The organism is Pseudomonas sp. A214, assembly GCF_900156295.1.
Taxonomy (GTDB): Bacteria; Pseudomonadota; Gammaproteobacteria; order Pseudomonadales; family Pseudomonadaceae; genus Aquipseudomonas; species Aquipseudomonas rhizophila.
This window is the reverse complement of the sequence record NZ_LT707062.1, coordinates 5,234,708-5,256,963: the sequence shown is the minus strand read 5'-3', so window position 1 is coordinate 5,256,963 and position 22,256 is coordinate 5,234,708. Positions and strand designations below refer to the sequence as shown.

23 protein-coding genes are annotated in these 22,256 nt (G+C 60.5%); 13 read left to right on the top strand and 10 right to left on the bottom strand.

Going from position 1 to position 22,256, the window contains the following annotated elements:
* Positions 1-93 precede the first annotated feature (93 nt).
* From BW979_RS23385 to BW979_RS23355, 7 genes are all read left to right on the top strand, one after another.
* Positions 94-1,743, top strand: a complete 1,650-nt coding sequence (locus tag BW979_RS23385) for a phosphoethanolamine transferase (protein WP_076385936.1) — start codon at positions 94-96, stop codon at positions 1,741-1,743.
* A gap of 70 nt (positions 1,744-1,813) precedes the next feature.
* Complete coding sequence (locus BW979_RS23380) at positions 1,814-2,455, top strand: class I SAM-dependent methyltransferase (RefSeq protein WP_076385934.1); 642 nt, start codon at positions 1,814-1,816, stop codon at positions 2,453-2,455.
* Between the two features lie 121 nt (positions 2,456-2,576).
* Positions 2,577-3,710: a ribonuclease D gene (gene rnd / locus BW979_RS23375; protein WP_076385932.1), complete on the top strand. Its 1,134-nt coding sequence runs from the start codon at positions 2,577-2,579 to the stop codon at positions 3,708-3,710.
* Positions 3,707-4,000 (top strand): YcgL domain-containing protein, encoded by a 294-nt coding sequence (locus BW979_RS23370; protein ID WP_047227944.1) that lies wholly within the window; start codon positions 3,707-3,709, stop codon positions 3,998-4,000. The genes rnd and BW979_RS23370 overlap by 4 nt, the downstream gene beginning before the upstream one ends.
* A 123-nt stretch (positions 4,001-4,123) precedes the next feature.
* Positions 4,124-5,056 carry a D-2-hydroxyacid dehydrogenase gene (locus BW979_RS23365; RefSeq protein ID WP_047227943.1) on the top strand — a complete coding sequence of 311 codons (933 nt, stop codon included), beginning with the start codon at positions 4,124-4,126 and terminating at the stop codon, positions 5,054-5,056.
* A gap of 262 nt (positions 5,057-5,318) precedes the next feature.
* Complete coding sequence (locus BW979_RS23360; RefSeq protein ID WP_047227942.1) at positions 5,319-5,768, top strand: YcgN family cysteine cluster protein; 450 nt, start codon at positions 5,319-5,321, stop codon at positions 5,766-5,768.
* A 31-nt stretch (positions 5,769-5,799) separates the two neighbouring features.
* Entirely contained in the window at positions 5,800-7,029 is a 1,230-nt protein-coding gene (locus BW979_RS23355) for a hypothetical protein (RefSeq protein WP_076385930.1), read from the top strand.
* A 98-nt stretch (positions 7,030-7,127) separates the two neighbouring features.
* Here the strand turns inward: BW979_RS23355 and BW979_RS23350 are convergent, their stop codons facing one another.
* From BW979_RS23350 to BW979_RS23335, 4 genes are all read right to left on the bottom strand, one after another.
* A complete protein-coding gene (locus BW979_RS23350) occupies positions 7,128-7,505 on the bottom strand; it encodes a YgaP family membrane protein (protein ID WP_047227940.1) in 378 nt (125 codons plus the stop codon).
* A gap of 76 nt (positions 7,506-7,581) precedes the next feature.
* Entirely contained in the window at positions 7,582-8,052 is a 471-nt protein-coding gene (locus BW979_RS23345) for an RNA methyltransferase (protein ID WP_003184248.1), read from the bottom strand.
* Positions 8,053-8,304: 252 nt separating this feature from the next.
* A complete protein-coding gene (locus BW979_RS23340; RefSeq protein WP_003184246.1) occupies positions 8,305-8,679 on the bottom strand; it encodes a YajD family HNH nuclease in 375 nt (124 codons plus the stop codon).
* Positions 8,680-8,727: 48 nt separating this feature from the next.
* On the bottom strand, positions 8,728-9,414 hold the full coding sequence (locus tag BW979_RS23335; RefSeq protein ID WP_047227938.1) for a spermidine synthase: 687 nt from the start codon (positions 9,412-9,414) through the stop codon (positions 8,728-8,730).
* Positions 9,415-9,492: 78 nt separating this feature from the next.
* Between BW979_RS23335 and BW979_RS23330 the strand changes: the two genes are divergently transcribed.
* The gene (locus BW979_RS23330) at positions 9,493-9,777 is read left to right on the top strand and encodes a hypothetical protein (RefSeq protein WP_076385928.1); all 285 of its coding nucleotides are present in this window, start codon (positions 9,493-9,495) and stop codon (positions 9,775-9,777) included.
* 160 nt (positions 9,778-9,937) lie between these two features.
* Here BW979_RS23330 and BW979_RS23325 read toward each other — a convergent pair whose 3' ends face one another.
* Complete coding sequence (locus tag BW979_RS23325; protein ID WP_047228036.1) at positions 9,938-10,411, bottom strand: cyclic nucleotide-binding domain-containing protein; 474 nt, start codon at positions 10,409-10,411, stop codon at positions 9,938-9,940.
* Between the two features lie 150 nt (positions 10,412-10,561).
* Positions 10,562-12,616 carry a S9 family peptidase gene (locus BW979_RS23320; RefSeq protein WP_076385926.1) on the bottom strand — a complete coding sequence of 685 codons (2,055 nt, stop codon included), beginning with the start codon at positions 12,614-12,616 and terminating at the stop codon, positions 10,562-10,564.
* Between the two features lie 179 nt (positions 12,617-12,795).
* On the opposite strand from BW979_RS23320, the gene BW979_RS23315 reads away from it, so the two are divergent.
* From BW979_RS23315 to BW979_RS23305, 3 genes are read left to right on the top strand one after another with little or no spacing between them, the layout of a single operon-like run.
* Entirely contained in the window at positions 12,796-13,293 is a 498-nt protein-coding gene (locus tag BW979_RS23315) for a hypothetical protein (protein ID WP_047227934.1), read from the top strand.
* Between the two features lie 33 nt (positions 13,294-13,326).
* A complete protein-coding gene (locus BW979_RS23310; protein ID WP_047227933.1) occupies positions 13,327-14,103 on the top strand; it encodes a class II glutamine amidotransferase in 777 nt (258 codons plus the stop codon).
* Positions 14,104-14,116: 13 nt separating this feature from the next.
* Positions 14,117-14,659: a DUF2937 family protein gene (locus BW979_RS23305; RefSeq protein WP_047227932.1), complete on the top strand. Its 543-nt coding sequence runs from the start codon at positions 14,117-14,119 to the stop codon at positions 14,657-14,659.
* Positions 14,660-14,768: 109 nt separating this feature from the next.
* Here the strand turns inward: BW979_RS23305 and BW979_RS23300 are convergent, their stop codons facing one another.
* The 3 genes from BW979_RS23300 to BW979_RS23290 all read right to left on the bottom strand — a co-directional run bounded on the left by BW979_RS23300 (position 14,769) and on the right by BW979_RS23290 (position 18,047).
* Positions 14,769-15,947 (bottom strand): vWA domain-containing protein, encoded by a 1,179-nt coding sequence (locus BW979_RS23300; RefSeq protein ID WP_076385924.1) that lies wholly within the window; start codon positions 15,945-15,947, stop codon positions 14,769-14,771.
* Positions 15,948-15,983: 36 nt separating this feature from the next.
* Positions 15,984-16,829: an AAA family ATPase gene (locus BW979_RS23295; RefSeq protein ID WP_076385922.1), complete on the bottom strand. Its 846-nt coding sequence runs from the start codon at positions 16,827-16,829 to the stop codon at positions 15,984-15,986.
* 141 nt (positions 16,830-16,970) lie between these two features.
* Complete coding sequence (locus tag BW979_RS23290; RefSeq protein ID WP_047227930.1) at positions 16,971-18,047, bottom strand: DUF748 domain-containing protein; 1,077 nt, start codon at positions 18,045-18,047, stop codon at positions 16,971-16,973.
* Positions 18,048-18,176: 129 nt separating this feature from the next.
* Between BW979_RS23290 and cysK the strand changes: the two genes are divergently transcribed.
* Entirely contained in the window at positions 18,177-19,151 is a 975-nt protein-coding gene (cysK, locus tag BW979_RS23285; RefSeq protein WP_047227929.1) for a cysteine synthase A, read from the top strand.
* Positions 19,152-19,320: 169 nt separating this feature from the next.
* On the opposite strand, the gene BW979_RS23280 is transcribed toward cysK, so the two are convergent.
* Positions 19,321-20,238: a DMT family transporter gene (locus BW979_RS23280; protein ID WP_076385920.1), complete on the bottom strand. Its 918-nt coding sequence runs from the start codon at positions 20,236-20,238 to the stop codon at positions 19,321-19,323.
* 130 nt (positions 20,239-20,368) lie between these two features.
* Between BW979_RS23280 and aceK the strand changes: the two genes are divergently transcribed.
* On the top strand, positions 20,369-22,090 hold the full coding sequence (gene aceK, locus BW979_RS23275; protein WP_047227927.1) for a bifunctional isocitrate dehydrogenase kinase/phosphatase: 1,722 nt from the start codon (positions 20,369-20,371) through the stop codon (positions 22,088-22,090).
* Positions 22,091-22,256 lie beyond the last annotated feature (166 nt).

Sequence of the window (22,256 nt, the reverse complement as noted above, 5' to 3'; positions counted from 1 at the left end):
CTAAAGTTTGTGTTGCCGTAGCACAGTAGTTTTTCAAACTTTCCTGCGGTATTTGCTTTCCATAGCGCAACTTCCAGGAAACTTTAAAACCTCATGCTGACCATTAAACCCGTGCGCCCCGAGTGGGTGACGCTGGTCGCCAGTGTCTTTTTATTAGTGGGCTTCAACGTTGTGCTCTGGCAGCACCTGCATACCATTACGGCAGGTGACGGCGGGGGCGTGCTGATCGGCGTGGCGTTTGCGGTGCTGGTATTGTTCGCCTTCAACCTGGTGCTGACACTGGTAGCGTTCCGTGGGCTGTTCAAGCCTGTGCTGATGTTGCTTTTTCTGATCAGCGCCGGTGTGGCGTACTTCATGGCTCAGTATGGCGTGCTGATCGATGCCGGGATGTTTCGTAACTTTGCTGAAACCAATGCCACAGAGGTGCGTGATTTATTGTCGTTAAAGTTGTTTGCCTACCTCGGTTTATTAGGCGTGTTGCCGTCCTGGTTGTTATTTAAAACGCCGATCAGCTATCGCCGCTGGCCCAAAGAACTGTTAAGCAAGTTAGTGGTGAGTGGGGTGTCGGCGGCGGTGATCGGCATGGTCGCCCTGGCCAATTACCAAGGGTTGTCTTCATTGTTTCGCAATCATCATGAATTGCATTTGATGGTGGTACCGAGCAACTACATCGGTGCGTCGATCGGGTACTTGCGTGAACAGGTCGCGTCGGCCAAACAGCCCTTCATAACCTTGGGAGAGGATGCGAGTCGTAATCCGGTCTGGCAAACCCATGCCCGCAAGTCCCTGACCGTACTGGTGGTGGGGGAGAGCGCCCGTGCCGAGAACTTCGGCATTCTGGGCTATAACCGCGATACCACGCCGCAACTCAATCAAGAAGCTGGCCTGATCGCCTTCACTGATGTGCACTCCTGCGGTACGGAAACCGCGGTATCGGTGCCGTGTATGTTTTCCAACATGGGCCGCAAGAACTACGACGCCAGCAAGGCCAGGAACGAAGAAGGCCTGCTCGATGTGCTCAAGCGCGCCGGGCTGGAGGTGATCTGGCGTGACAATCAGTCGGGCTGCAAAGGCACTTGCGACCGGGTCACTGTGCAGGATGTCAGCAATCTCAAAGACCCGGCCCTGTGCGCCAACAGTGAGTGTCGCGACGAAATTCTGCTCCAGGGCCTGCAGCATTTCATCGACACCCTCGACAAGGACACCGTGCTGGTGCTCCACCAAATGGGCAGTCACGGGCCGGAGTATTTCAAGCGCTATCCCAAGCAATACGAACATTTCACCCCAGTGTGCCAAAGCAATGCGCTGAACAATTGCAGCCGCCAGAGCATCGTCAACGGCTACGACAACACGCTGGTGTACACCGACCATGTGTTATCGACCCTGATCGAGCTGCTGCGGGCCAATCAGGACAAGGTCGACACAGCGATGCTGTACCTGTCCGACCACGGCGAGTCCCTGGGCGAGTACAACCTGTTTCTCCATGGCACGCCCTACATGCTCGCCCCGGAACAACAGAAACACGTGGCGATGCTGGCCTGGTTTTCCGACAGCTATCAGAAGTCCTTCTCCGTCGACACCCATTGCCTGCAACTGAGCCGGGACAAGCCCTTGAGCCAGGACAATCTGTTTCATTCGATGCTCGGGCTGCTGGAAGTCAACAGCAAGGTCTACAACCGGGACCTGGACCTGTTTGCCGGTTGCCGTGGCGCGGTCATTGACGGGGTATTGGCCCGGCAGTGAGCGCCTCGACTTTTTTTTCACGTACGGGTGGTTAGCCTGTTCCTATTCATCTTTCCCAAGAGCGGTTGGTATGTCTGGGCAACCCCCATCCCCCGTAGAGATCGAGTTCGCCAGGCATCATGACCGGGAACACGCGCGCATTTGCCGTCAAGCGGCGCCCAGGCGACTGCGCCTGGCGTTCTGGCGTGACGAGCAATTGGTCCGCAATGCCTTGAAAGCCGCCGGTGAACCGGGGCTGGTGCTGGATGTGACCTGTGGCGCGGGCCGGTTCTGGCCGGTGCTGGCCGAACATGCCAACCGGGTGATCCTGGCGGCGGACCCCTCGCCAGACATGCTCGATCACGCCCGCACCCACCATGGCGGCGCGTTGCTGGAGCGGGTCACGACCTTTCCCAGTTCGGCATTCACCCTCGGCCTGTCGGCTAACGCGGTGGACTGTATTTTGTGTCTGCAACTGTTTCGGCACATCAAGGCCAGTGAGCATCGGCTGGCGCTGTTGCGCGAATTTCATCGGGTCAGCCGTGACACGGTGATTGTGTCGGTGCAAATTGAAGGTCGCCTCAACATCGGACCTGCACCGCACCGCGGCTTGGCCGACAAGGCTGAAGTTGAAGCCGAGTTCCGCCAGGCCGGTTTCACCCTGCTGTGGTACCAGGATTTTCTGCCCGGGTTTGCGCTGACGCGGGTTTATGCGTTGTGCAAGGCCGGTTAATTCCCGATGTAGGACTATTCTTGCCTTCGCGCAGGCGATTTCTCTCAGGCTCCCGCTCTATGGATGCTCGCAATCGCTGACGGCGATATATACTGCGCGCCATTCTTCAAGGGAGAGCCGTGTGGCCATCGATATTCACTGGATTCGCGACAACGATAGCCTCGGTCAGTTTTGCGCCCAATGGCAGCAGTTGCCATTCGTCGCCCTCGACACTGAATTCATGCGGGTCGACACGTTTTATCCCATTGCCGGTTTGTTGCAGATCGGCGACGGCGAGCGTGCCTATCTGATCGACCCCTTGACCATCGACAACTGGAAGCCCCTGGCCGCGTTGCTGGAAAACCCGGCAGTGCTCAAGGTGCTGCACGCCTGCAGCGAAGACCTTGAAGTGCTGCTGCGCTTGACCGGCAGCCTGCCTGCGCCGCTGTTCGACACTCAATTGGCCGCCGCTTACCTGAACCTGGGTTTTTCCATGGGTTATTCCCGGCTGGTACAGGACGTGTTGGGCATCGACTTGCCCAAGGGCGAAACCCGCTCTGATTGGTTGCAAAGACCCCTGTCGGAAACGCAGATCAGCTACGCCGCTGAAGATGCAGTGCATCTGGCGGAAGTTTTCGTACAGCTACGCCCGAAGCTTTCTGACGAAAAATACGCCTGGGTCCTGGAGGATGGCGCCGAGCTGGTGGCCAACCTGCGTCGCGAAGTCGACCCCTATGAGGTATATCGTGAGGCCAAGCTGGCCTGGAAACTTTCCCGTGCCCAACTGGCCGTGCTGCGCGAGCTATGCGCCTGGCGCGAGCGGGAAGCGCGGGCTCGTGACCTGCCGCGTAACCGGGTCATTCGCGAGCACTCGCTGTGGCCCCTGGCCCGCACTCAGCCGGATAACCTCGGCGCGCTGGCGAAAATCGAAGACATGCACCCGCGTACCGTGCGCCAGGACGGCGAGTTCCTGCTGGAGCTGATAAAACGCGCCGCCAGCGTGCCGCCCGAACAATGGCCGCCAGCCGTGGCCGAACCCTTGCCCATCGAGGCTTCGGCGCTGGTCAAGCGTCTGCGGGCACTGGGGCAGGCTGAGGCCGAGCGCCTGGGAATCGCCCCTGAACTGATGCTGCGCAAGAAAACCCTCGAGGCGCTGATCAAGAGCGGCTTTCCCGAGGGCCCTTACCAATTGCCCGATTCGCTGCGTGGCTGGCGCCGCGAATTGATGGGCCAGGCGCTGCTCGACAGCCTGGCCACCGCCGGAGAACAGCCTTGAAACGTATCTGCTCGATCTACCGAAGCTCGAAGAAAAACGAGATGTACCTGTATGTGCTCAAAAGCGATGCCCTGGAGCGTGTGCCCGAGCCCCTGATGGCTGCCTTTGGCAAGGCGATCCATGCCTTTGACCTGGTGCTGAGCCCCGAGCGCAAGCTGTCCCGGGAGGACATCAACCTGGTGCTGGAAAACCTCGATACCCAGGGTTATCACTTGCAGATGCCACCGGCTGAAGACGAATACATCGAGCATCTGCCGGAAGAGTTGCTGCGACGCAACGACCCGGTCTGACGGTACCCCGAGGCACCTTTCCCGGGCCTCTTGAAACACTGGAATGGTTTATTGGCGATGGCCGCAAGGATGGAGCGACACTCTGTCGGCGGTCGTCTGCATAGTTTTTGAAAGGTTTGATCCATGCGCGTTCTGATTGCCGAACACGATCACGCGGTGTACGCCCAGCTTCTGCGACAGGCTGCACCCGATATCCAAGTCCTGACCAGTGGCGACTCCGCCGAACTGTCGCGACTGGCCGCCGACTGCCCGGTCTGGCTGGGCCAGCCCGATCTGCTGGCCACCCTGTTGCGTCAAGGCCATCAGCCCCAGTGGCTGCAATCGACCTGGGCGGGCATCACGCCGCTGCTGGCCGAGGGCTTGACGCGTGATTATCGCCTGACCCGTGCGGTGGGCATTTTCGGCCAGGTGATGGCCGAGTACGTCCTTACCTATATGCTCGGTCATGAGCGCGAGGTGCTGGCGCGGCTGGTCAGCCAGGTCGAGCGCAAGTGGGACAACCGTCAGGGCCAGAGTCTGGCCGGGCGCAAGGCACTGATCGTCGGGACCGGCGATATCGGCCAGCGGGTAGCGCAGTTCCTGCTGCCGTTTGGTGTGCAGCTGTATGGCATTGCCAGCGAAGCCCGGGAGCTGGCGCCGTTCATTGAGGTCGGGGCGCTGAAGGATCTGCCGCGCATGGTGGGGGAGGTGGATTATGTGATCAACCTGCTGCCCAACACGCCGGACACCCACGATATATACGACGCGACGCTGTTCAGGCAATTCAAGCCCACCGGGCTGTTCATCAATGTCGGGCGCGGCGTGGCCGTGGTCGATGCCGATCTGGTGCAAGCCTTGAAGGAAGGGCACCTGGCCGGCGCGGTCATTGACGTTTGCCGCCAGGAGCCGTTGCCACAGCGGCATCCTTTCTGGACGGCCTGGGGCCTGCTGCTGACCGGCCATAGCTCGGCACCGACGTCGCCGGCGATGATGGTGCAGTTGTTCCTGGAAAACCTGCGGGCCTACCAGGCCGGCGAAACCTTGCGCGGGGAAGTGGATTTCGATCGGGGATATTAGACCGAGCCAATCAACTTGTGAGAGCGAGCCTGCTCGCGATAGCGGTTTGCCAGTCGGCATCAATGCTGGCTGATCCGGCGCTATCGCGAGCAGGCTCGCTCCCACAGTGATCTTCAGCGGTCACCCCATCGGTGTTCTCGGCCAATCCATTTACGGACTTCGCCAACACAACGCCCTACCGACAGTCGCCCATGCTTGGCCTGAAGAGGCCCCGGCACTAGACTGACGGCCTTTTCACCATCTGATGCTGATTGCTTGAGCCATGGCCGCCAAAGTCGAACCGTTCTGGATACGTAAAACCCTCGATCAGCTTGATGCGCAGGAATGGGAATCGCTGTGTGACGGCTGTGGCCTGTGCTGCCTGCAAAAACTCGAAGACGAAGACGACAACAGCGTCTACTACACGCGCATCGCTTGCAAATTGCTGGACTTGAAAACCTGCCAGTGCACCGACTATTCCCGGCGCCGCGACTTTGTTCCCGATTGCATCCAGCTCACACCGGGCAAGGCCGATGAGTTCAAATGGTTGCCACCGACCTGCGGTTATCGTCTGGTCAGTGAGGGCAAGGATCTGCCGTTATGGCACCACCTGGTCTGTGGCGATCGCGATGCCGTGCACCACGAACGCATTTCCCAATCCGGGCGCATGCTGGCCGAAGGCAGCGTGCCCGAGGACGATTGGGAAGATCATCTGATTTTTCGCGCCGGCTGAATGCCGGGCATCGCACCATCAGGGAGAACCCATGGCAGCAGGATTGAAAAGGATGCTCGCAGCCGGGCTGTGGGCGGTGTGCGGGCCGCTGTGGGCGGCGCAGAAAGTCGATCTGGATTATCACGTGCACCTGTTGCCGCAAAGCGATCAGGCCGAAGTGCGCCTGACCCTGGCGCGGGGTTCGGCAGTGCGCAGCCTGGACTTCGACCTCGGCGATGGCAGCCGCTACAGCCACTTCAAGGCCGACGGTCAATGGCAGCTCATCCTGGGCAAGGACACACGCGGCGTTTGGCGTCCCAGTGCCGACAAGGCGAGCCTGAGCTATCGCGTGCGCATCAGTAATACTCGCAAGAACGGTACGTTTGAAACCCGTATGACCCCGGGATGGGGGCTTCTGCGTGGCGACGATCTTGTGCCGCCGGCCAAGTTGGATCAGCAGGATGGCACTGAGCTGGTGTCACGTTTGCAATTTGAACTGCCCGACGGCTGGAAAAGCATCGAAACGGCCTGGCCGCGCATCGGCAAGCAACGCTTTCGCATCGACAACCCCGCGCGGCTGTTCGATCGTCCCACCGGCTGGATGCTCGCCGGCAAACTCGGCAGCCGTCGCACACGCCTGGGAGAGACCGAGGTGACGGTGGCCTCACCCCAAGGCCAGGGCATGCGCCGGATGGATGTGCTGACGCTGCTGACGTTCGTCTGGCCGCAAGTGCAGGCGTTGGTGCCGCGTCATCCCGGCAAGCTGCTGATCATCGGCGCGTCAGACCCGATGTGGCGTGGCGCCCAGGCCGGGCATGAATCGATTTATCTGCACAGTCGTCCGCCGCTGGTCAGCGAACGCGGCAATAGCCCGATGTTGCGCGAGTTGGTGCAGATGCTGGCGCGCGTCAACGATCGTGAGCGCAGTGACTGGATCAGCGAAGGGCTGGCCGAGTATTACGCCATCGAATTGCTGCGTCGGGCTGGCGGCATGAGTGATGAGCGCTACCAGAGCCTGAACGACCGGTTGGCTCGGGACAGCAAAGGCGTCAGCACCTTGCGTGGCGAGCAGGTCCGCCCGGCGACGGTGGCCAAGGCGGTGTTGCTGTTGCAGGAGCTGGACCGCGAGATTCGTTTGAAAACCCGCAACAAGCGCTCGCTCGATGACGTGCTGCACGCCGCCATGCGTCTGGAGACGGTTGATACCCAGGAGTTTGTCCAGCTCAGCGAGAGCGTTCTGGGGGAGAGTTCTACTGTGCTGGATACGCGGTTACTTCAGTAATACCGCTATCGCGAGCAGGCTCGCTCCCACATTGACCAGCGTTGCACTCAAAATGTGGGAGCAAGGCTTGCCCGCGATGGGGCCATCAGCCAGTAAAATCAAAGCCCAACCTTCGGCGAACTCAACGAATCATTCCCCGTCACTGTAGCCGTGCTGGTCGCGGCCTCGGCGCTGGCTTTCATGCGGCTCAGCTCATCACCGGCCTGCTCGATGCGGGCACGGGCGTGGTGCAGGTTCTGACGATTCTTTTCCAGCAAGGTCTTGGCCGAGCAGTGCCCGGTGATGCCGCGCGCCAGGGCCATGCCGCCGATCGCCAGTTGGGCCAAACCGATCACGCCGCCACGGCGCAAGCCCTTGCCCATCATCAGGACTCCGCCGGCCAATGAGCCAATGCGTTCCCAGCCATGCACGTTTTGCGGCGGATGAGATTGGAAAGGGGTGGTCTCAATCGGCTCGAACGGGTTGTTATCGCTCATGATCTGTCTCCGGTGTGGGGTTGGTATAAAACTGACTGCCCGAGCGATTCCCTTGTTCAATCCAATTGCGCACCGATCAGCGGAATTGCGGCCCCGAACGGGTGTTATTGCCTTTGGCCATGCGGTCGTACAACACGACGTTGACCGTGGCCGCCAGGTTCATGCAACCGGTGGTGGGGATGTACACCACGTCTTCGCACCAGTCACGGATGTCTTTATCCAGCGAGCCATCTTCCGGGCCGAAGATATACAGCGCCCGGTCCGGGTGAGTGTATTCGGGCAAGGGACGAGCACCGTCGACCAGTTCCACGGCCACTGGCACACAGCCCAGGGGCAGGATTTTTTTCAGGTCATCGATGCCGATCAACGGGATGTCGTAGTGGACTTTCTTGGTGTCCGTGACGAAGTCCGCGGCGCGCTCATAGCGTTTGCCAGTGTAGAACACCGACGCCACGCCGTAGCAGCCGGCGGCACGCATGACCGAACCGACGTTTTCCGGAGATTTGGGGTTGAACAGACCGATGCAGCTGTAGCGTTTGTTGGCCACGGGCGGGGTGCCTTTGGGGAAAAGGCGCGATTATACGGGGAATGTCCGGGCTGGGCTCGGTTCTGGTGATGTATTGCTCTGAAGATCGCCATCGCGAGCAGGCTCGCTCCCACAGTGGATTCGTGTTGTTCGCAAAATCCTGTGGGAGCAAAGCTTGCTCGCGAAACAGCCGGCTCGGTTTCTGAAAGACCGCATTGGCTTCATCGCGGGCAAGCCTTGCTCCCACATAAATCCTCTCGCCACAATGGCTGGCTACTCGTCCTTTTTCATCAACCCGGCCAGTGCGGCGAACGGGTTGTGGGTCGCCTTGGCGATTTTCGGGGTGCTCAGGGAGCCGTCGCCGAAATATTGCTGGTCGGTGTAACGCGAGTGTTCGTTGTCGTGGCAGTACAGGCACAGCAGTTCCCAGTTGGAACCGTCCTGCGGGTTGTTGTCATGGTTGTGGTCGCGGTGGTGAACAGTCAGTTCACTCAGGCGCTTGCCGGAAAACTCACGGGCGCAGCGGCCACAGACGTGGGGGTACATTTTCAGGGCTTTGTCGCGGTAACCCATTTCCCGGTCACGCTGGGCATCGGCGAGGATGCGATCCAGCTTGGCGGTGTTGGACGGTGGCGTTGACGAACTCATGGGTTCACCTTTGTAAAAAAGACTGATGACGGTTGAACAGAGTTTAGCTCAGCCCTTGAGCTTCTCGGCAATCCAGATGGTGTGGCGGGTGCCTTTGTTGCCGTGGGCGAAGACTTGCACCTCTTCGGCCTTGAAGCCGGCCTTTTTCAGTTTGTCGGAAAACTGCCGGTCGGCGCTGGCCGACCATACTGCCAGCACACCCTTGGACCGCAGGGCCTTGGCGCAGGCGGCCAGGCCGCCAGCTGAATACAGCCAGCTGTTGGCTTTCTGCGTCAGGCCTTCGGGGCCGTTGTCGACGTCCAGCATGATGGCGTCGAAGCCCTGGGGTTCGGCTTGCAGCACCTTGGCCACATCTTCCATGCGGATCACGGTACGCGGGTCCGACAGTGGGCGACCGGCCTTTTCGCCCAAAGGGCCACGGTTCCACTCCACCACGCCGGGCACCAGTTCGGCCACCACCACTTCGGCATTTTTGCCCAGGTGCTTGAGGGCCGAGGCCAGCGTGAACCCCATGCCGAGGCCACCGATCAGTACGCGCGAGCCGGGACGGCCGGCAACCTTGCGGCAAGGAATCTCGGCCAGGGCGTCTTCGGAGCCGTGCATGCGCGTATTCATCAACTGCCCACCGTCACCGCCCTGGATCTTGATGACGAAGTCGTCGCCGTACTCGAACAGGCACAGGGCGCCGCCATTGTCAGGGATGGGGGTGGTGTCCAGTAGAACGAAACGTTTCATGGATGTCTCATGCAAAGGAAGGGCAAAGCGGCGCGGTAAGGACTAGCCTGAAGACAGACAATCGCCACGGAGCCATTGATGAAGCGCACCATTCTAACGGCCATTGCCCTGGCAGCGCTCTCGATAAGTTGGGTGCAGGCCCAGCAGCCCACGATTCCGGTGAGCCCACCGAGCATTCCCGGTTCGCCCGGCACCCCCACACCGATGCCATACCCGCCGGTCACGCCCAGCGGCGTACCCACGCCCAGCCCCGGAAGCGGACCGCCGTTGCTGCCGCCAATCGAAATGCCCAAGCCGCCCAAGGACCAGCCGATACCAGGGATGGAGCCAAAACCACCGAAGGCCAAGTCGCCGGGGGGGTAGGCCCAATGCTTGTTAATGAGATCACTGAATGGCAAAAAACTTGTGGGAGCGAGCCTGCTCGCGATAGCGATAAACCAGTCAACATTGATGTTGGCTGATCCGACGCTATCGCGAGCAGGCTCGCTCCCACAGGTTCTGCATTTCAACTGACAGAGGAGAGCTAAACCTGCTGCGACAACAACTGCCCATCGGCCATGCGCAGGCGTTTGGACAGGGAAACGGCGAGGGCGCGGATGATCTTGGCGGCGATCTTCGGTGCATCGTTGAGCATTTTTTCCAGGGAATCCTTGCCCAGGTTCAGCAATTGGCAATCACTGGCGGCGATGCAACTGGCCGAGCGCCGTTCTCCGTCCAGCACCGCCATTTCCCCGAATGCCCGGCCGCTGCGCAGCGTGGCGATGGTGACGGGTTGACCGTCGGGGCCGGTTTTCTGCACGGCCACTTGCCCTGAATGGATGATGCACATGAAGCTGCCGGCATCGCCCTCGCGGAAAATCGCTTCCCCTTGGGCAATGGCGCTGATGCTGAAGTAGCCCGACGCCGCGGCGAAGTCGACAGGCTGCAACTGGTCGAACAGGCCGCAGTCCATCAGCCAGTCGCGGATTTCGTTGTTCAGTAAGGTCGGTTCTGACATGTCGTCACGGTCTTTTTCTTGTGTCTGGGGCGGTTGCAAGGGTTTGGATGTAAGGCGATTCCTTTGTGGGAGCAAGGCTTGCTCCCACATTGGGTGGTGGTATCAGAGCCCTGCGCATGGAGCTAAGACCCGGCCATCCGACGGAGTTCCTCAGACCAACCCCAAAACCTTCAAAACAAATGCATATTCGAGGGCTACGTCACGTAACCCCTGGTAGCGCCCGCTCATTCCGCCGTGGCCGGCGCCCAGTTCGGTCTTGAGCAGCAAGGGGTTGTCATCGGTCTTGGTGGCGCGCAATTTCGCCACCCATTTGGCTGCTTCCCAATACTGCACGCGGCTGTCGTTGTAACCGGCGATCACCAGCAGCGCCGGATACGCCTGGGCGCTGACGTTTTCGTACGGGGCATAGGCCCTGATCCGATCATAGACGGCGGGCTCCTCGGGATTGCCCCACTCGTCGTATTCGGTGACGGTCAGCGGCAAGTCCGGGTCGAGCATGGTGTTAAGCACATCGACGAACGGCACTTCGGCAATCGCGACCTTGAACAGATCCGGGCGTTGATTGAGCACCGCACCGATCAACAAGCCACCGGCACTGCCGCCGCTGATCGCCAGTTGATCGGCGCGGGTGACGCCATTGGCGATCAAATGCTCGGCGCAGGCGATGAAGTCGCTGAAGGTGTTGTGTTTGTGCTCCTGCTTGCCGGCGCGATACCAGGCTTCCCCCAGCTCACCGCCACCACGCACATGGGCAATGGCAAACGCCACGCCGCGATCGAGCAGGCTCAGCCGCCCATGGGAAAACCACGGATCGAGGCTCTCGCCATAGGCGCCGTAGCCATACAGGTACAGCGGCACCGGCTGGCCGAGGGCCTGGCGCTTGACCACCAGGCTGATGGGCACCTGCGTGCCGTCCGGTGCGGTCGCCCACAGCCGCTGGCTCACGTAGTCATCGGCATCGAATGGACCCAGGACCGGGGTTTGCTTGAGTACGACCTGTTCGCCGCTGGCCAGGTCCAGCTGGCGAATCTGTGCCGGACGGTTCAGCGCCTCGTAGCGCAAGCGAATGCGGGGGCTGACGAACTCCAGGCTGTTCTGCACATGCAGGCTGTAGGCCGCGTCCGGCAGTTGCACCCGATACGCCGGCAAACCCTGTGGGTGAACTTCGATGATGGGCAGGCCGCCTTCACGCAGGCTCAGGGTCATGGCGCCGGCGTTCAGGCTCAGGCCGTCGATCATCACCGTGTCGCTGTGGGGGATCAGGTTCTGCCAGTCGGCCTCGGTCGGCGCCAGGCCCGTGTCGGCAGCCTGGTACAGCGCGAAGTTGATCCCGTCGCGGTTACTGCGGATCAACCAGCTCCACTGACCGTCGAGCAAACCATGGTCGACGTCGTATTCATGGTCTTCCACCCGTGGCGCCAGGCAGGTGAAAGGCTGGTCTGGCTGGGTGGCGTCCAGGACCCAGACTTCACTGGTGGTTTTGCTGCCCAGGGACAGGATCAACTGTTTTTCCGAGCTCGAACGGTAGCAATGCAGGAAAAAACGTCCGTCCGGCTCATGAAACACTTCTTCGGCCGCCGTTCCGTCCAGGCGATAGCGCCAAAGTTTGTGCGGGCGATGGGTGTCATCCAGCTCACCAAAGAACAGCGTCAGGCTGTCATTGGCCCAGGTCATGCTGCCGTCGCAATCCTCAAAGGACAGTTCACTGACTTTGTCATTGGCCAGCTCTTTGACGAACAGGGTGTAAATCTCGTCGCCAGTGGTGTCCAGGCTGTAAGCCAGACGCTGGTGGTCGGGGCTGATGCTGAAGGCACCCAGGGAAAAGAAACCGCCGCCAGCCAGCACGTTAGGGTCCAGCAACAATTGCTCGCGGCTTTCATCCACCGTCAGGCTGTCGTCCACCGGACGCGGGCAGCGGTAGTGACGTGGGTATTCGTCCCCGGCCGTGGTGCGGGTGTAGTACAGGTACGGACCCCAAGGCGAAGGCAGGGACAGATCCGTCTCCAGGATCCGGCCCTTGATTTCCTGGAACAGGGTTTCGCGCAGTTCGGCCTGGTCAGCCAGTTGCGCGTCCTGATAGCTGTTTTCAGCCTTGAGGTAGTCGAGCACGGCGTCGGTGTCGCGCTCCTGCAGCCAGGCGTAGGGATCAACACCGGGGTCCCTGCGGGCAATCGGGGCGTTGCAAACGTGGGCAGATAGGGGCATGAAAGGCTCTCGAACGTTGTACGAAATAGGGACTGATGGCCGGTGTGGTTAGTTCGGTCAGCCACCTGCGGCGGCAGAAATTAACCGACAGATACTGCGGCACAGACCACTCGACAGACGCCGGGGCAGCCTGACGAGCGAAAAGCCGTTACTATAAGCGCCTATTTGCCTGCCTTGCCATGGACACCATGACCGAGAACGACTATCTGATCGCCTGGGGCCTCTATGCCTTCGCCGCCCTGGGCTGCCTGCTGGTATGGATGCGCATGACCCGCTGGATCTGGCGCTGGTTGCGCGAGCCCCTGCGCCTGTTGATGGCGGTGTTGCTGTTCAGCCCCACTATCGTCGACCCCGTGAAGGAACAGGTTGCTCCGGCCCTGGCCATCGTTGCCCTGGACGTGCTGTTCAAGGTCGGCAACAACGCCTGGCGTGCGGTATCCGATCTGTTCATGTACGGCATGATCGTCTTTGGTCTTTATTTGATCTTCGTGCTGATCCGCTTCCCCATCGAGCGTGCAGCCAGCGCTCGCAAGGAAAAAGCCGCTGCCGCCAAAGCCGCCGCCGCTGCCGATGAACTACAGGATGAGCAGCCGTTCGGCGTGGCGGGTGATGACCGTTACGGTCGCCCGCCAGTACCGAGCAACCCTCAGCGTTCGCGCATCGAACCGCGGCTGTAGCCAGGCTTGTCCCATTGAAGCGAGGGTCCGAGCATGTGTGAGTTACTGGGCATGAGCGCCAACGTGCCGACCGATATCGTGTTCAGCTTCACCGGGCTGATGCAGCGTGGCGGCAAGACCGGACCGCACCGGGACGGCTGGGGCATTGCCTTCTATGAAGGTCGTGGCCTGCGCCTGTTCCAGGACCCGGCCGCCAGCAGCGAGTCGGAAGTGGCGAACCTGGTGCAGCGCTATCCCATCAAGAGCGAAGTGGTGATCGGGCACATTCGCCAGGCCAATGTCGGCAAGGTCTGCCTGTCCAACACCCACCCGTTCGTACGTGAGTTGTGGGGCCGCAACTGGTGCTTCGCTCACAATGGCCAACTCGCCGATTTCCAGCCGGGCGCAAGCTTCTATCGTCCGGTGGGCGATACCGACAGCGAGGCGGCGTTCTGCGATTTGCTCAATCGCGTGCGCCAGGCGTTCCCGGAACCGGTGGAGGTGGAGCAACTGTTGCCGTCGTTGATCCAGGCCTGCACCGAATACCGCAGCAAGGGCGTGTTCAATTGCATGCTCAGCGATGGTGACTGGCTGTTCTGCTTTTGCTCGACCAAACTGGTCCAGATCACCCGTCGCGCGCCGTTCGGCCCGGCGCGGCTCAAGGATGTGGACGTGATCGTGGATTTCCACGCCGAAACCACGCCCAATGACGTGGTCACGGTAATTGCCACCGAACCCTTGACTGAAAACGAAACCTGGACCCGCTACGAACCGGGCCAATGGAGCCTGTGGCGGCGCGGCGAATGCGTCAGCCATGGCCAGACCGAATAAGGACTTCACGATTATGTTGCTCAGTTATCTACGGCTGGTGTTGTTCGCGGTAGGCCTGTTGGTGGGGGTGCAGGTGCCCGGTTTCATCAGCGATTACGCCAAGCGGGTCGAGGCGCACCTGATCGAAGCGCAGACAGGACTGAAAGGCTTCCAGGGCACCGCCAACCAGTTTTTCAAGGGCGACATGCAAGCGCTGGTGGCTCACTACCGTGCCAGCGAAGACCCGATCTTTCGCAGTGATGCTGACAGCCTGAACACGTTGCTCGTCCGTCAGCAGGCGTTGGACAAGCAATTCCAGGCAATGCAGGGGCCGTGGTACATCCGTTTGCTGCAAGTGGCCCTGGCGGCCGACCCGGAAATTCGCAAGGAAACCTGGAACGGCTACAGCTACCAGATCCTGCTGACCCCCGAGGCGATGATCTGGGGCCTCAGTGGCGCCATGTTGCTGTCGTTTGGCCTGGAGTGCCTGTTCCGCCTGATCGACTGGGTGGTGCTGGGCGGCAGGCGTCTGCGCCAGAGCCGACCGATTGAAGAGCGCGATTTGCGCGGGCTGTAACATCGCTCGGAGGCTGAAAGCATCGCGAGCAGGCTCGCTCCCACATTGGACTCGAGACCCTGTGGGAGCGAGCCTGCTCGCGATGAGGCCCTCAAGGGCAGAAAAAATCTTACTTGGAAAGAAACCGCATCCCTTCTTCCAGCCCTCGCAAGGTCAGCGGGAACATGCGGTCCTCCACCAGTTCGCGCACGATGTTGGTCGACGCGGTGTAGCCCCAGGTGTCCTTCGGGTATGGATTGATCCAGATGAGTTTCTTGTACTTCTCCATGAAGCGCTGCATCCAGACATACCCCGGTTCTTCGTTCCAATGCTCGACGCTGCCGCCGGCCTGGGTGATTTCATACGGGGCCATGGCGGCGTCGCCGATGAAGATCACTTTGTAATCGGCGCCATACTTGTGCAGCAAGTCTTGGGTCGAGGTGCGTTCGGAAGTGCGGCGCAGGTTGTTTTTCCACACTGATTCATAGACGAAGTTGTGGAAGTAGAAATACTCCAGGTGCTTGAACTCGGTCTTGCAGGCCGAGAACAGTTCTTCGCAGATTTTTACGTGGGCATCCATCGAGCCGCCGATGTCGAACAATAACAGCAACTTGACGGTGTTGCGTCGCTCCGGGCGCATCTGGATATTCAGAAGGCCGGCGTCCCGGGCGGTGTGGTCGATAGTGCCATCGATGTCCAGTTCTTCGGCGGCCCCCTGGCGGGCAAACTTGCGCAGGCGGCGCAGGGCGACCTTGATATTACGGGTGCCCAGTTCCACCTGGTCGTCCAGATTCTTGTACTCGCGCTGGTCCCAGACCTTTACGGCTTTGCCCTGGCGCTTGCCGGCGTCACCGACGCGGATGCCTTCGGGGTTGAAACCGCCGGAGCCGAACGGGCTGGTGCCGCCGGTGCCGATCCATTTGTTGCCGCCGGCATGGCGTTCCTTCTGTTCTTCCAGGCGTTTCTTGAACTCCTCGATCAGCTTGTCCAGGCCGCCCAGGGACTGGATCTGCGCCCGCTCTTCGTCGGTCAGCGAGCGCTCGAACTCCTTGCGCAGCCAGTCTTCGGGAATCAGCGCCTGGAGATGATCATCGAGTTTCTCCAGGCCATTGAAGTAGGCGGCGAACGCCCGGTCGAACTTATCGAAATGCCGTTCATCCTTCACCAGGATCGCCCGGGACAGGTAATAGAACTCGTCCATGTCGGCGAAGATCACCCGCTGTTTCAGGGCGTTGATCAGGTCCAGCAGTTCACGCACCGACACCGGCACCTTGGCGGCGCGCATTTCATTGAACAGGTTAAGCAGCATGGCAATCGCCCTCGCTCTTGTTGAAACGAAGAGGGTTCAGCGGGTGCCACGGCGGCTCATGAACGCCAGGCGCTCGAGCAGTTGCACGTCCTGTTCGTTCTTGACCAGGGCACCGGCCAGGGGCGGAATGGCCTTGGTTGGGACGCGCTCGCGCAGCACCGCTTCGCCGATGTTGTCGGCCATCAGCAGCTTGAGCCAGTCCACCAGTTCGGAGGTGGAAGGTTTTTTCTTCAGGCCCGGCACCTTGCGCACGTCGAAGAACACGTCCAGCGCTTCGCTGACCAGGTCTTTCTTGATATCCGGGTAATGCACGTCGACGATTTTCTGCAGGGTGACGCGGTCGGGGAAGGCGATGTAGTGGAAGAAGCAGCGGCGCAGGAAGGCGTCCGGCAGTTCCTTTTCGTTGTTGGAGGTAATGATGATGATCGGCCGCTGTTTGGCCTTGATGGTTTCATCGGTCTCGTAGACGTAGAACTCCATCTTGTCGAGTTCTTGCAGCAGGTCGTTGGGGAATTCAATGTCAGCCTTGTCGATCTCGTCGATCAGCAGAATCACCCGCTCTTCGGACTCGAACGCTTCCCAGAGCTTGCCCTTCTTCAGGTAGTTGCGCACGTCGTGCACCTTGTCCACGCCCAACTGCGAGTCCCGCAGGCGGCTGACCGCATCGTACTCGTAGAGGCCTTGATGGGCCTTGGTGGTGGACTTGATGTGCCAGGTGATCAGGCGCGCGCCGAAGGATTCAGCCAGTTGTTCGGCCAGCATGGTCTTGCCGGTGCCCGGTTCGCCCTTGACCAGCAAGGGACGTTCCAGGGTGATGGCGGCGTTGACGGCCAGCTTCAGGTCATCGGTGGCCACGTAGGCGCTGGTGCCTTCGAACTTCATCTGTAATTTCCTCGAACGTGACGCCGGCCTGACGAGGCGGGGCGCGCGAAATAAATGTCGTGCCCGACTATAACGCGGTGCCCCGCCGACTGTGAACGCAGACGCTGTATTCAGTCTCTGAATGGAGCGTCACATGTTGACTCAGTCGGCCGACGGCGGCGGCTGCTCATACCGGGCATTGAAGGCCTGGACGAAACCGTTGCGCAGGATCTGGAGGAAGGCTTCGAAGGCGCTGATGTCCTGCTGATGGACATTGCCGCTGAGTTCCACCCGGGTGGCAAACTGGTTCTTGCGCTGGTTCTTCAGGGCCGTTTCGCCCGCGCCCACCAAGGCCTCCCAGACCGAACGGAAGATGTTCTTTTTTTCGTTTTCCACATCCTGCTGCCAGTCGAACACGTCAACGTCGCGCAATAGCGGTTTGATGTAGCCGCTGAGCTGGGCGTTCTCGGCTTCTGCCTCCACCACCAGGTCGCCATGGCCGGCATTGAAATCGAATTTGCCATAGGCCGCGGCGAAATCGTTGAGGCGCTTGAGTTCGATGTCCCTGGCGCGCAAGCGGAAGTCGAAATCCTCGAAGTCGCTCAACGGGTCGAAGGTCGCCTGCACTTCCAGCGGCGCATGTTCGGCCACCAGGGCCTTGCCCTCGAAACGGGCGTCGCGCTTGCCTTCGGTGTCGACCACGTTGGTCAGGTTATAGAAGCTGGCATTGACGTCGGTAGCCCGCAGGTTCACGGGCGGCTTGGAGTTGAAGTTGCGAAATGTCACCTTGCCATCCCGGATCCGCACTTCGTTGAAGGTAATGGGCAGCAGCTTGCTCAGTTGCTCGCGCCAGTTGGTGCCCCTACCGGTCTGGGAGTTCTGCCGGTCGGCTCCGCCGTCGACGAAATTCACTTCGGGACGGACGAACTCCGCCTCGGCCACCACCGCATGGTCGTACCACAGCGAATGCCAGCTGACCGACAGGTCGATCAGTGGCGCCTCGACAAATGGCACGGGAACCTTGCCGTCGACCTTGACGATCTCCAGGCCGTTGATCCGGTAGGCCCCGCGCCAGAGCGCCAGGTCCACATCGGTCACCTGGCCGCGGTAGTCACCCATGTCGGCCAGTTTGTCGTTCAGGTAGTCGCGCACCAGGAACGGCAAGGTGAAATGCAGGGCCACCAGCACCGCAACGATGGCGGCGAAAGTCCACAGTGGCCAGCTGTATCGACGCTTCATTTCAGTCAGTCTCCCGCGTTGTTAAAACATTGACTGTTGTAACAACTGGAACGTTCGGTGCAACTGGACGCCCATGGGCAACAGGCATACCTTTAAGCGCTAAATCCCCGCTGCATTAAGGACCCAGTCATGAGCCGCATATTCGCTGACAACGCCCATTCCATCGGCAATACGCCACTGGTGCAGATCAATCGCATTGCCCCGCGTGGCGTGACCATCCTGGCCAAGATCGAAGGGCGCAACCCAGGTTACTCGGTCAAGTGCCGGATCGGCGCCAGCATGATCTGGGACGCCGAAAGCTCGGGCAAGCTCAAGTCCGGCATGACCATCGTCGAGCCGACTTCCGGCAACACCGGGATCGGTCTGGCGTTCGTGGCCGCCGCCCGCGGCTATAAGCTGATGTTGACCATGCCGGCCTCCATGAGCATCGAGCGGCGCAAGGTACTCAAGGCCTTGGGCGCGGAGCTGGTGCTCACCGATCCGGCCAAGGGCATGAAGGGTGCCATCGAAAAAGCGGCCGAAATCCTCGCCAGCGACCCCGCCAAATACTTCATGCCGCAGCAGTTCGATAACCCGGCCAACCCGGCCATTCATGAAAAAACCACCGGCCCGGAAATCTGGAACGACACCGACGGCGCTGTGGATGTGCTGGTGGCGGGCGTCGGCACCGGCGGGACCATTACCGGGGTTTCGCGATACATCAAGAACACCTGCGGCAAACCGATTCTGTCGGTGGCGGTGGAGCCTGTGGTTTCGCCGGTGATCACCCAGGCGATGGCGGGGGACGAGATCAAGCCCAGCCCCCACAAGATCCAGGGGATCGGTGCTGGGTTCGTGCCGAAAAACCTCGATCTGTCGATCGTCGATCAGGTCGAGCGGGTTACGGATGAGGAGTCCAAGGCCATGGCCCTGCGCCTGATGCAGGAGGAGGGAATCCTGTGCGGCATTTCCTGTGGCGCGGCGATGGCTGTAGCCGTGCGCCTGGCGGAAAAGCCGGAAATGCAGGGCAAGACCATCGTGGTGATCCTGCCGGATTCGGGTGAGCGCTACCTGTCGAGCATGTTGTTCAGTGATCTGTTCACCGAGCAGGAGACTCAGCAGTAATCGTGCCCCCCAGCGACTGGTGAGCGAAGGTTATTGTGGCGAGGGGATTTATCCCCGTTGGACTGCGCAGCAGTCCCCAGAACAGCTCAGTCACCTCGATGTGTCAGTTATGGGGGCGCTTCGCAACCCAGCGGGGATAAATCCCCTCGCCACAAGGGTGGGGGGATGTTCAGTTGCGCTGGTCTGGGAGCGGCTCCTTGGTCGCGCTCGCCGCTGGTTTCAATACCAGCCACAGCGCCGCCGCAATCAGCACCCCGCCATACAGGTGCGCCATCCCCAACGGCTCATCCAGCAGCAACGCCCCCCATAACACGCCGAACGGCGGGATCAGGAAGGTCACGGTCATGGATTTGACCGGGCCAATGGAACTGAGCAGGCGGAAATAAAGAATGTACGCCAGCGCTGTACACACCAGGCCCAACCCCAGCAGCGACAGCCAGACGCTCCAGCCACCCCAGCTGGCCGGAGGGTGACTGATGACGCTGTAGCCAAACAATGGCAACAGCAACACCGTGGCGCCGAACATGCTGCCCAGGGCCGCGAGACGGCTGTCCAGCCCGCCTTGATGATCAAGCCAGCGGCGGGCAAGGAACCCGGCGAAACCGTAGCAGGTGGTGGCGAGCAGACAGGAGAGGGCGCCCATCAGCAATTGCAGATCGAAGGCCACCGGCCCCGCGCCGGTCAGGATGCCGACGCCGAACAATCCCAGGAACACACCGCTGACCTTGGTCATGGTGAGTTTTTCGCTGAAGAACAGCGCGCCGATCAACACCCCCATCAAGGGTGTGGTGGCGTTGAAGATTGCCGAGTAACCGGCCGGCAGCACCTGGGCCGCCAGCGAATAAAACGTCGCCGGAATGCCCGAGTTGATCAGGCCCAGCACCATCACGATTTTCAGCTTGCCGCGAAAATTCCAGTCGATACGCATCAACGCCAGGATCACCAGCAAGCCGACAAAAGCGATGGACACGCGAAAAAATGCAGTGGGGATTGTGCCAATGACAGGGGCGATAATGCGCATGAACAGGAAACTGGCTCCCCAGATGGCGGCCAATGACAGCAAACGCAGGATATCAACGGGGTTCACAGCGCATTCCTTCCTTGATCGGGTCGCAAGTGTCGCCTCGCTCAAGACCGATGGCAATGGTTGCGTTGCCGCGCGATTGGCCTCTAAGCTCAGTCGCCAATAACAAGCATGACCCGCCGAGGTTTACCCTATGCCGCAGCCATGGCCCGCCGCCGATATCGCCCGTTCGATCCTCGAAGGCTTTGACGATTACCGTGAGCATTTCCGGCAGATCACCGATGGCGCCCGCGCCCGGTTCGAGCAGGCCCGTTGGCAGGAGGCACAAGAGGCGTCTGCGGCGCGGATCAACTTGTATGAAGAAAAGGTCTTCGAAACCGTCGCCCGCTTGCGCAAGGCTTTCGCAGCCGAGGCGCTGATGGACGTCAGTTGCTGGCCGCTGGTCAAAAGCGCCTACATCAGCCTGATCGACCTGCGTTTCGACGATGAGCTGTCCGAGACCTGGTACAACTCGATCTTCTGCGGGCTGTTCAGCCATGACCTGATCAGCGACGGCACCATGTTCATCCATACCACCCGGCCCAGCCTGCGCCGCGCCCGAGCCGCCCAGACCCGTACCTACAAACCTGAGGGCCAGCTGGACCGGATGCTGGCGGCGATTTTCGCCGATTACCGTTTCAGCGAGGATTACGCCGACTTGCCGGGCGATTTGCAGCGCCTTGAAGCCCAATTGCGGGAGAACCTGCCCGACTGGGTCTGCAAGGACCCGCAACTGACGGTGGAATTGTTTTCGTCGGTGCTCTATCGCAACAAGGGCGCCTACCTGGTGGGCCGGATCTATACGCAGGACGACCAATGGCCGTTGGTGATCCCGCTGCTGCACCGCGAAGGCCGGGGCATCCAGATCGATGCGCTGATTACCGACGAGGCGCAGGTGTCGATCATTTTCTCGTTCACCCGTTCTTACTTCATGGTGGACGTGCCGGTCCCGGCGGAATTCATCGGCTTTCTCAAGCGCATCCTGCCGGGCAAGCACATCGCCGAGCTGTACACCTCCATCGGTTTCTACAAACACGGCAAATCCGAGTTCTACCGGGCGCTGATCAACCATCTGGCGAATACCGACGACCAGTTCATCATGGCCCCTGGTGTACGTGGCATGGTCATGAGCGTATTCACCCTGCCGGGCTTCAACACCGTATTCAAGATCATCAAGGATCGTTTCTCGCCGTCGAAGAACGTCGACCGCGCGACCGTGATCGAAAAGTACCGGCTGGTGAAAAGCGTCGACCGGGTCGGGCGCATGGCCGATACCCAGGAATTCGCCGATTTCCGCTTTCCCCTGAGCAAGTTCGAACCGGCATGCCTGGAGGAACTGCTGGACGTGGCGCCGTCCACGGTGTCGGTGGAAGGCGACACGGTATTGATTCGTCACTGCTGGACCGAACGGCGCATGACGCCACTGAACCTCTACCTGGAAAACGCCAACCAGGACCAGGTGCGCGAGGCGCTGGAAGACTACGGCCTGGCGATCAAACAACTGGCGGCGGCCAACATCTTCCCTGGCGACATGCTGCTCAAGAACTTCGGCGTGACCCGCCACGGCCGCGTGGTGTTCTACGACTACGACGAAATCTGCTTTCTCACCGAAGCCAACTTCCGTCACATTCCCCAGCCGCGGACCCCGGAAGACGAAATGGCCTCCGAGCCGTGGTATTCCATCGGGCCGCTGGACGTTTTTCCCGAAGAGTTCCCACCTTTCCTGTTCGCCGACGCGGGGCAACGCAAACTGTTCGATCAACTGCACGGCGAGTTGTACAACGCCGATTACTGGAAGGGCCTGCAAGAGGCGATTCGGGCGGGCAAGGTGATCGACGTGTTCCCCTATCGGCGTAAAGACCTGGACAGCGAATAACCCCGAAATCTGCGCAAAACCTCTGTGGGAGCGAGCCTGCTCGCGATAGCGATGGATCAGCCAGCATTAATGTCGACTGACACACCGCTATCGCGAGCAGGCTCGCTCCCACAAGGGAACAGCGGGCAGGCTGCCATGGGTCGGCGCAGCCTGCGCAAATCTGCGA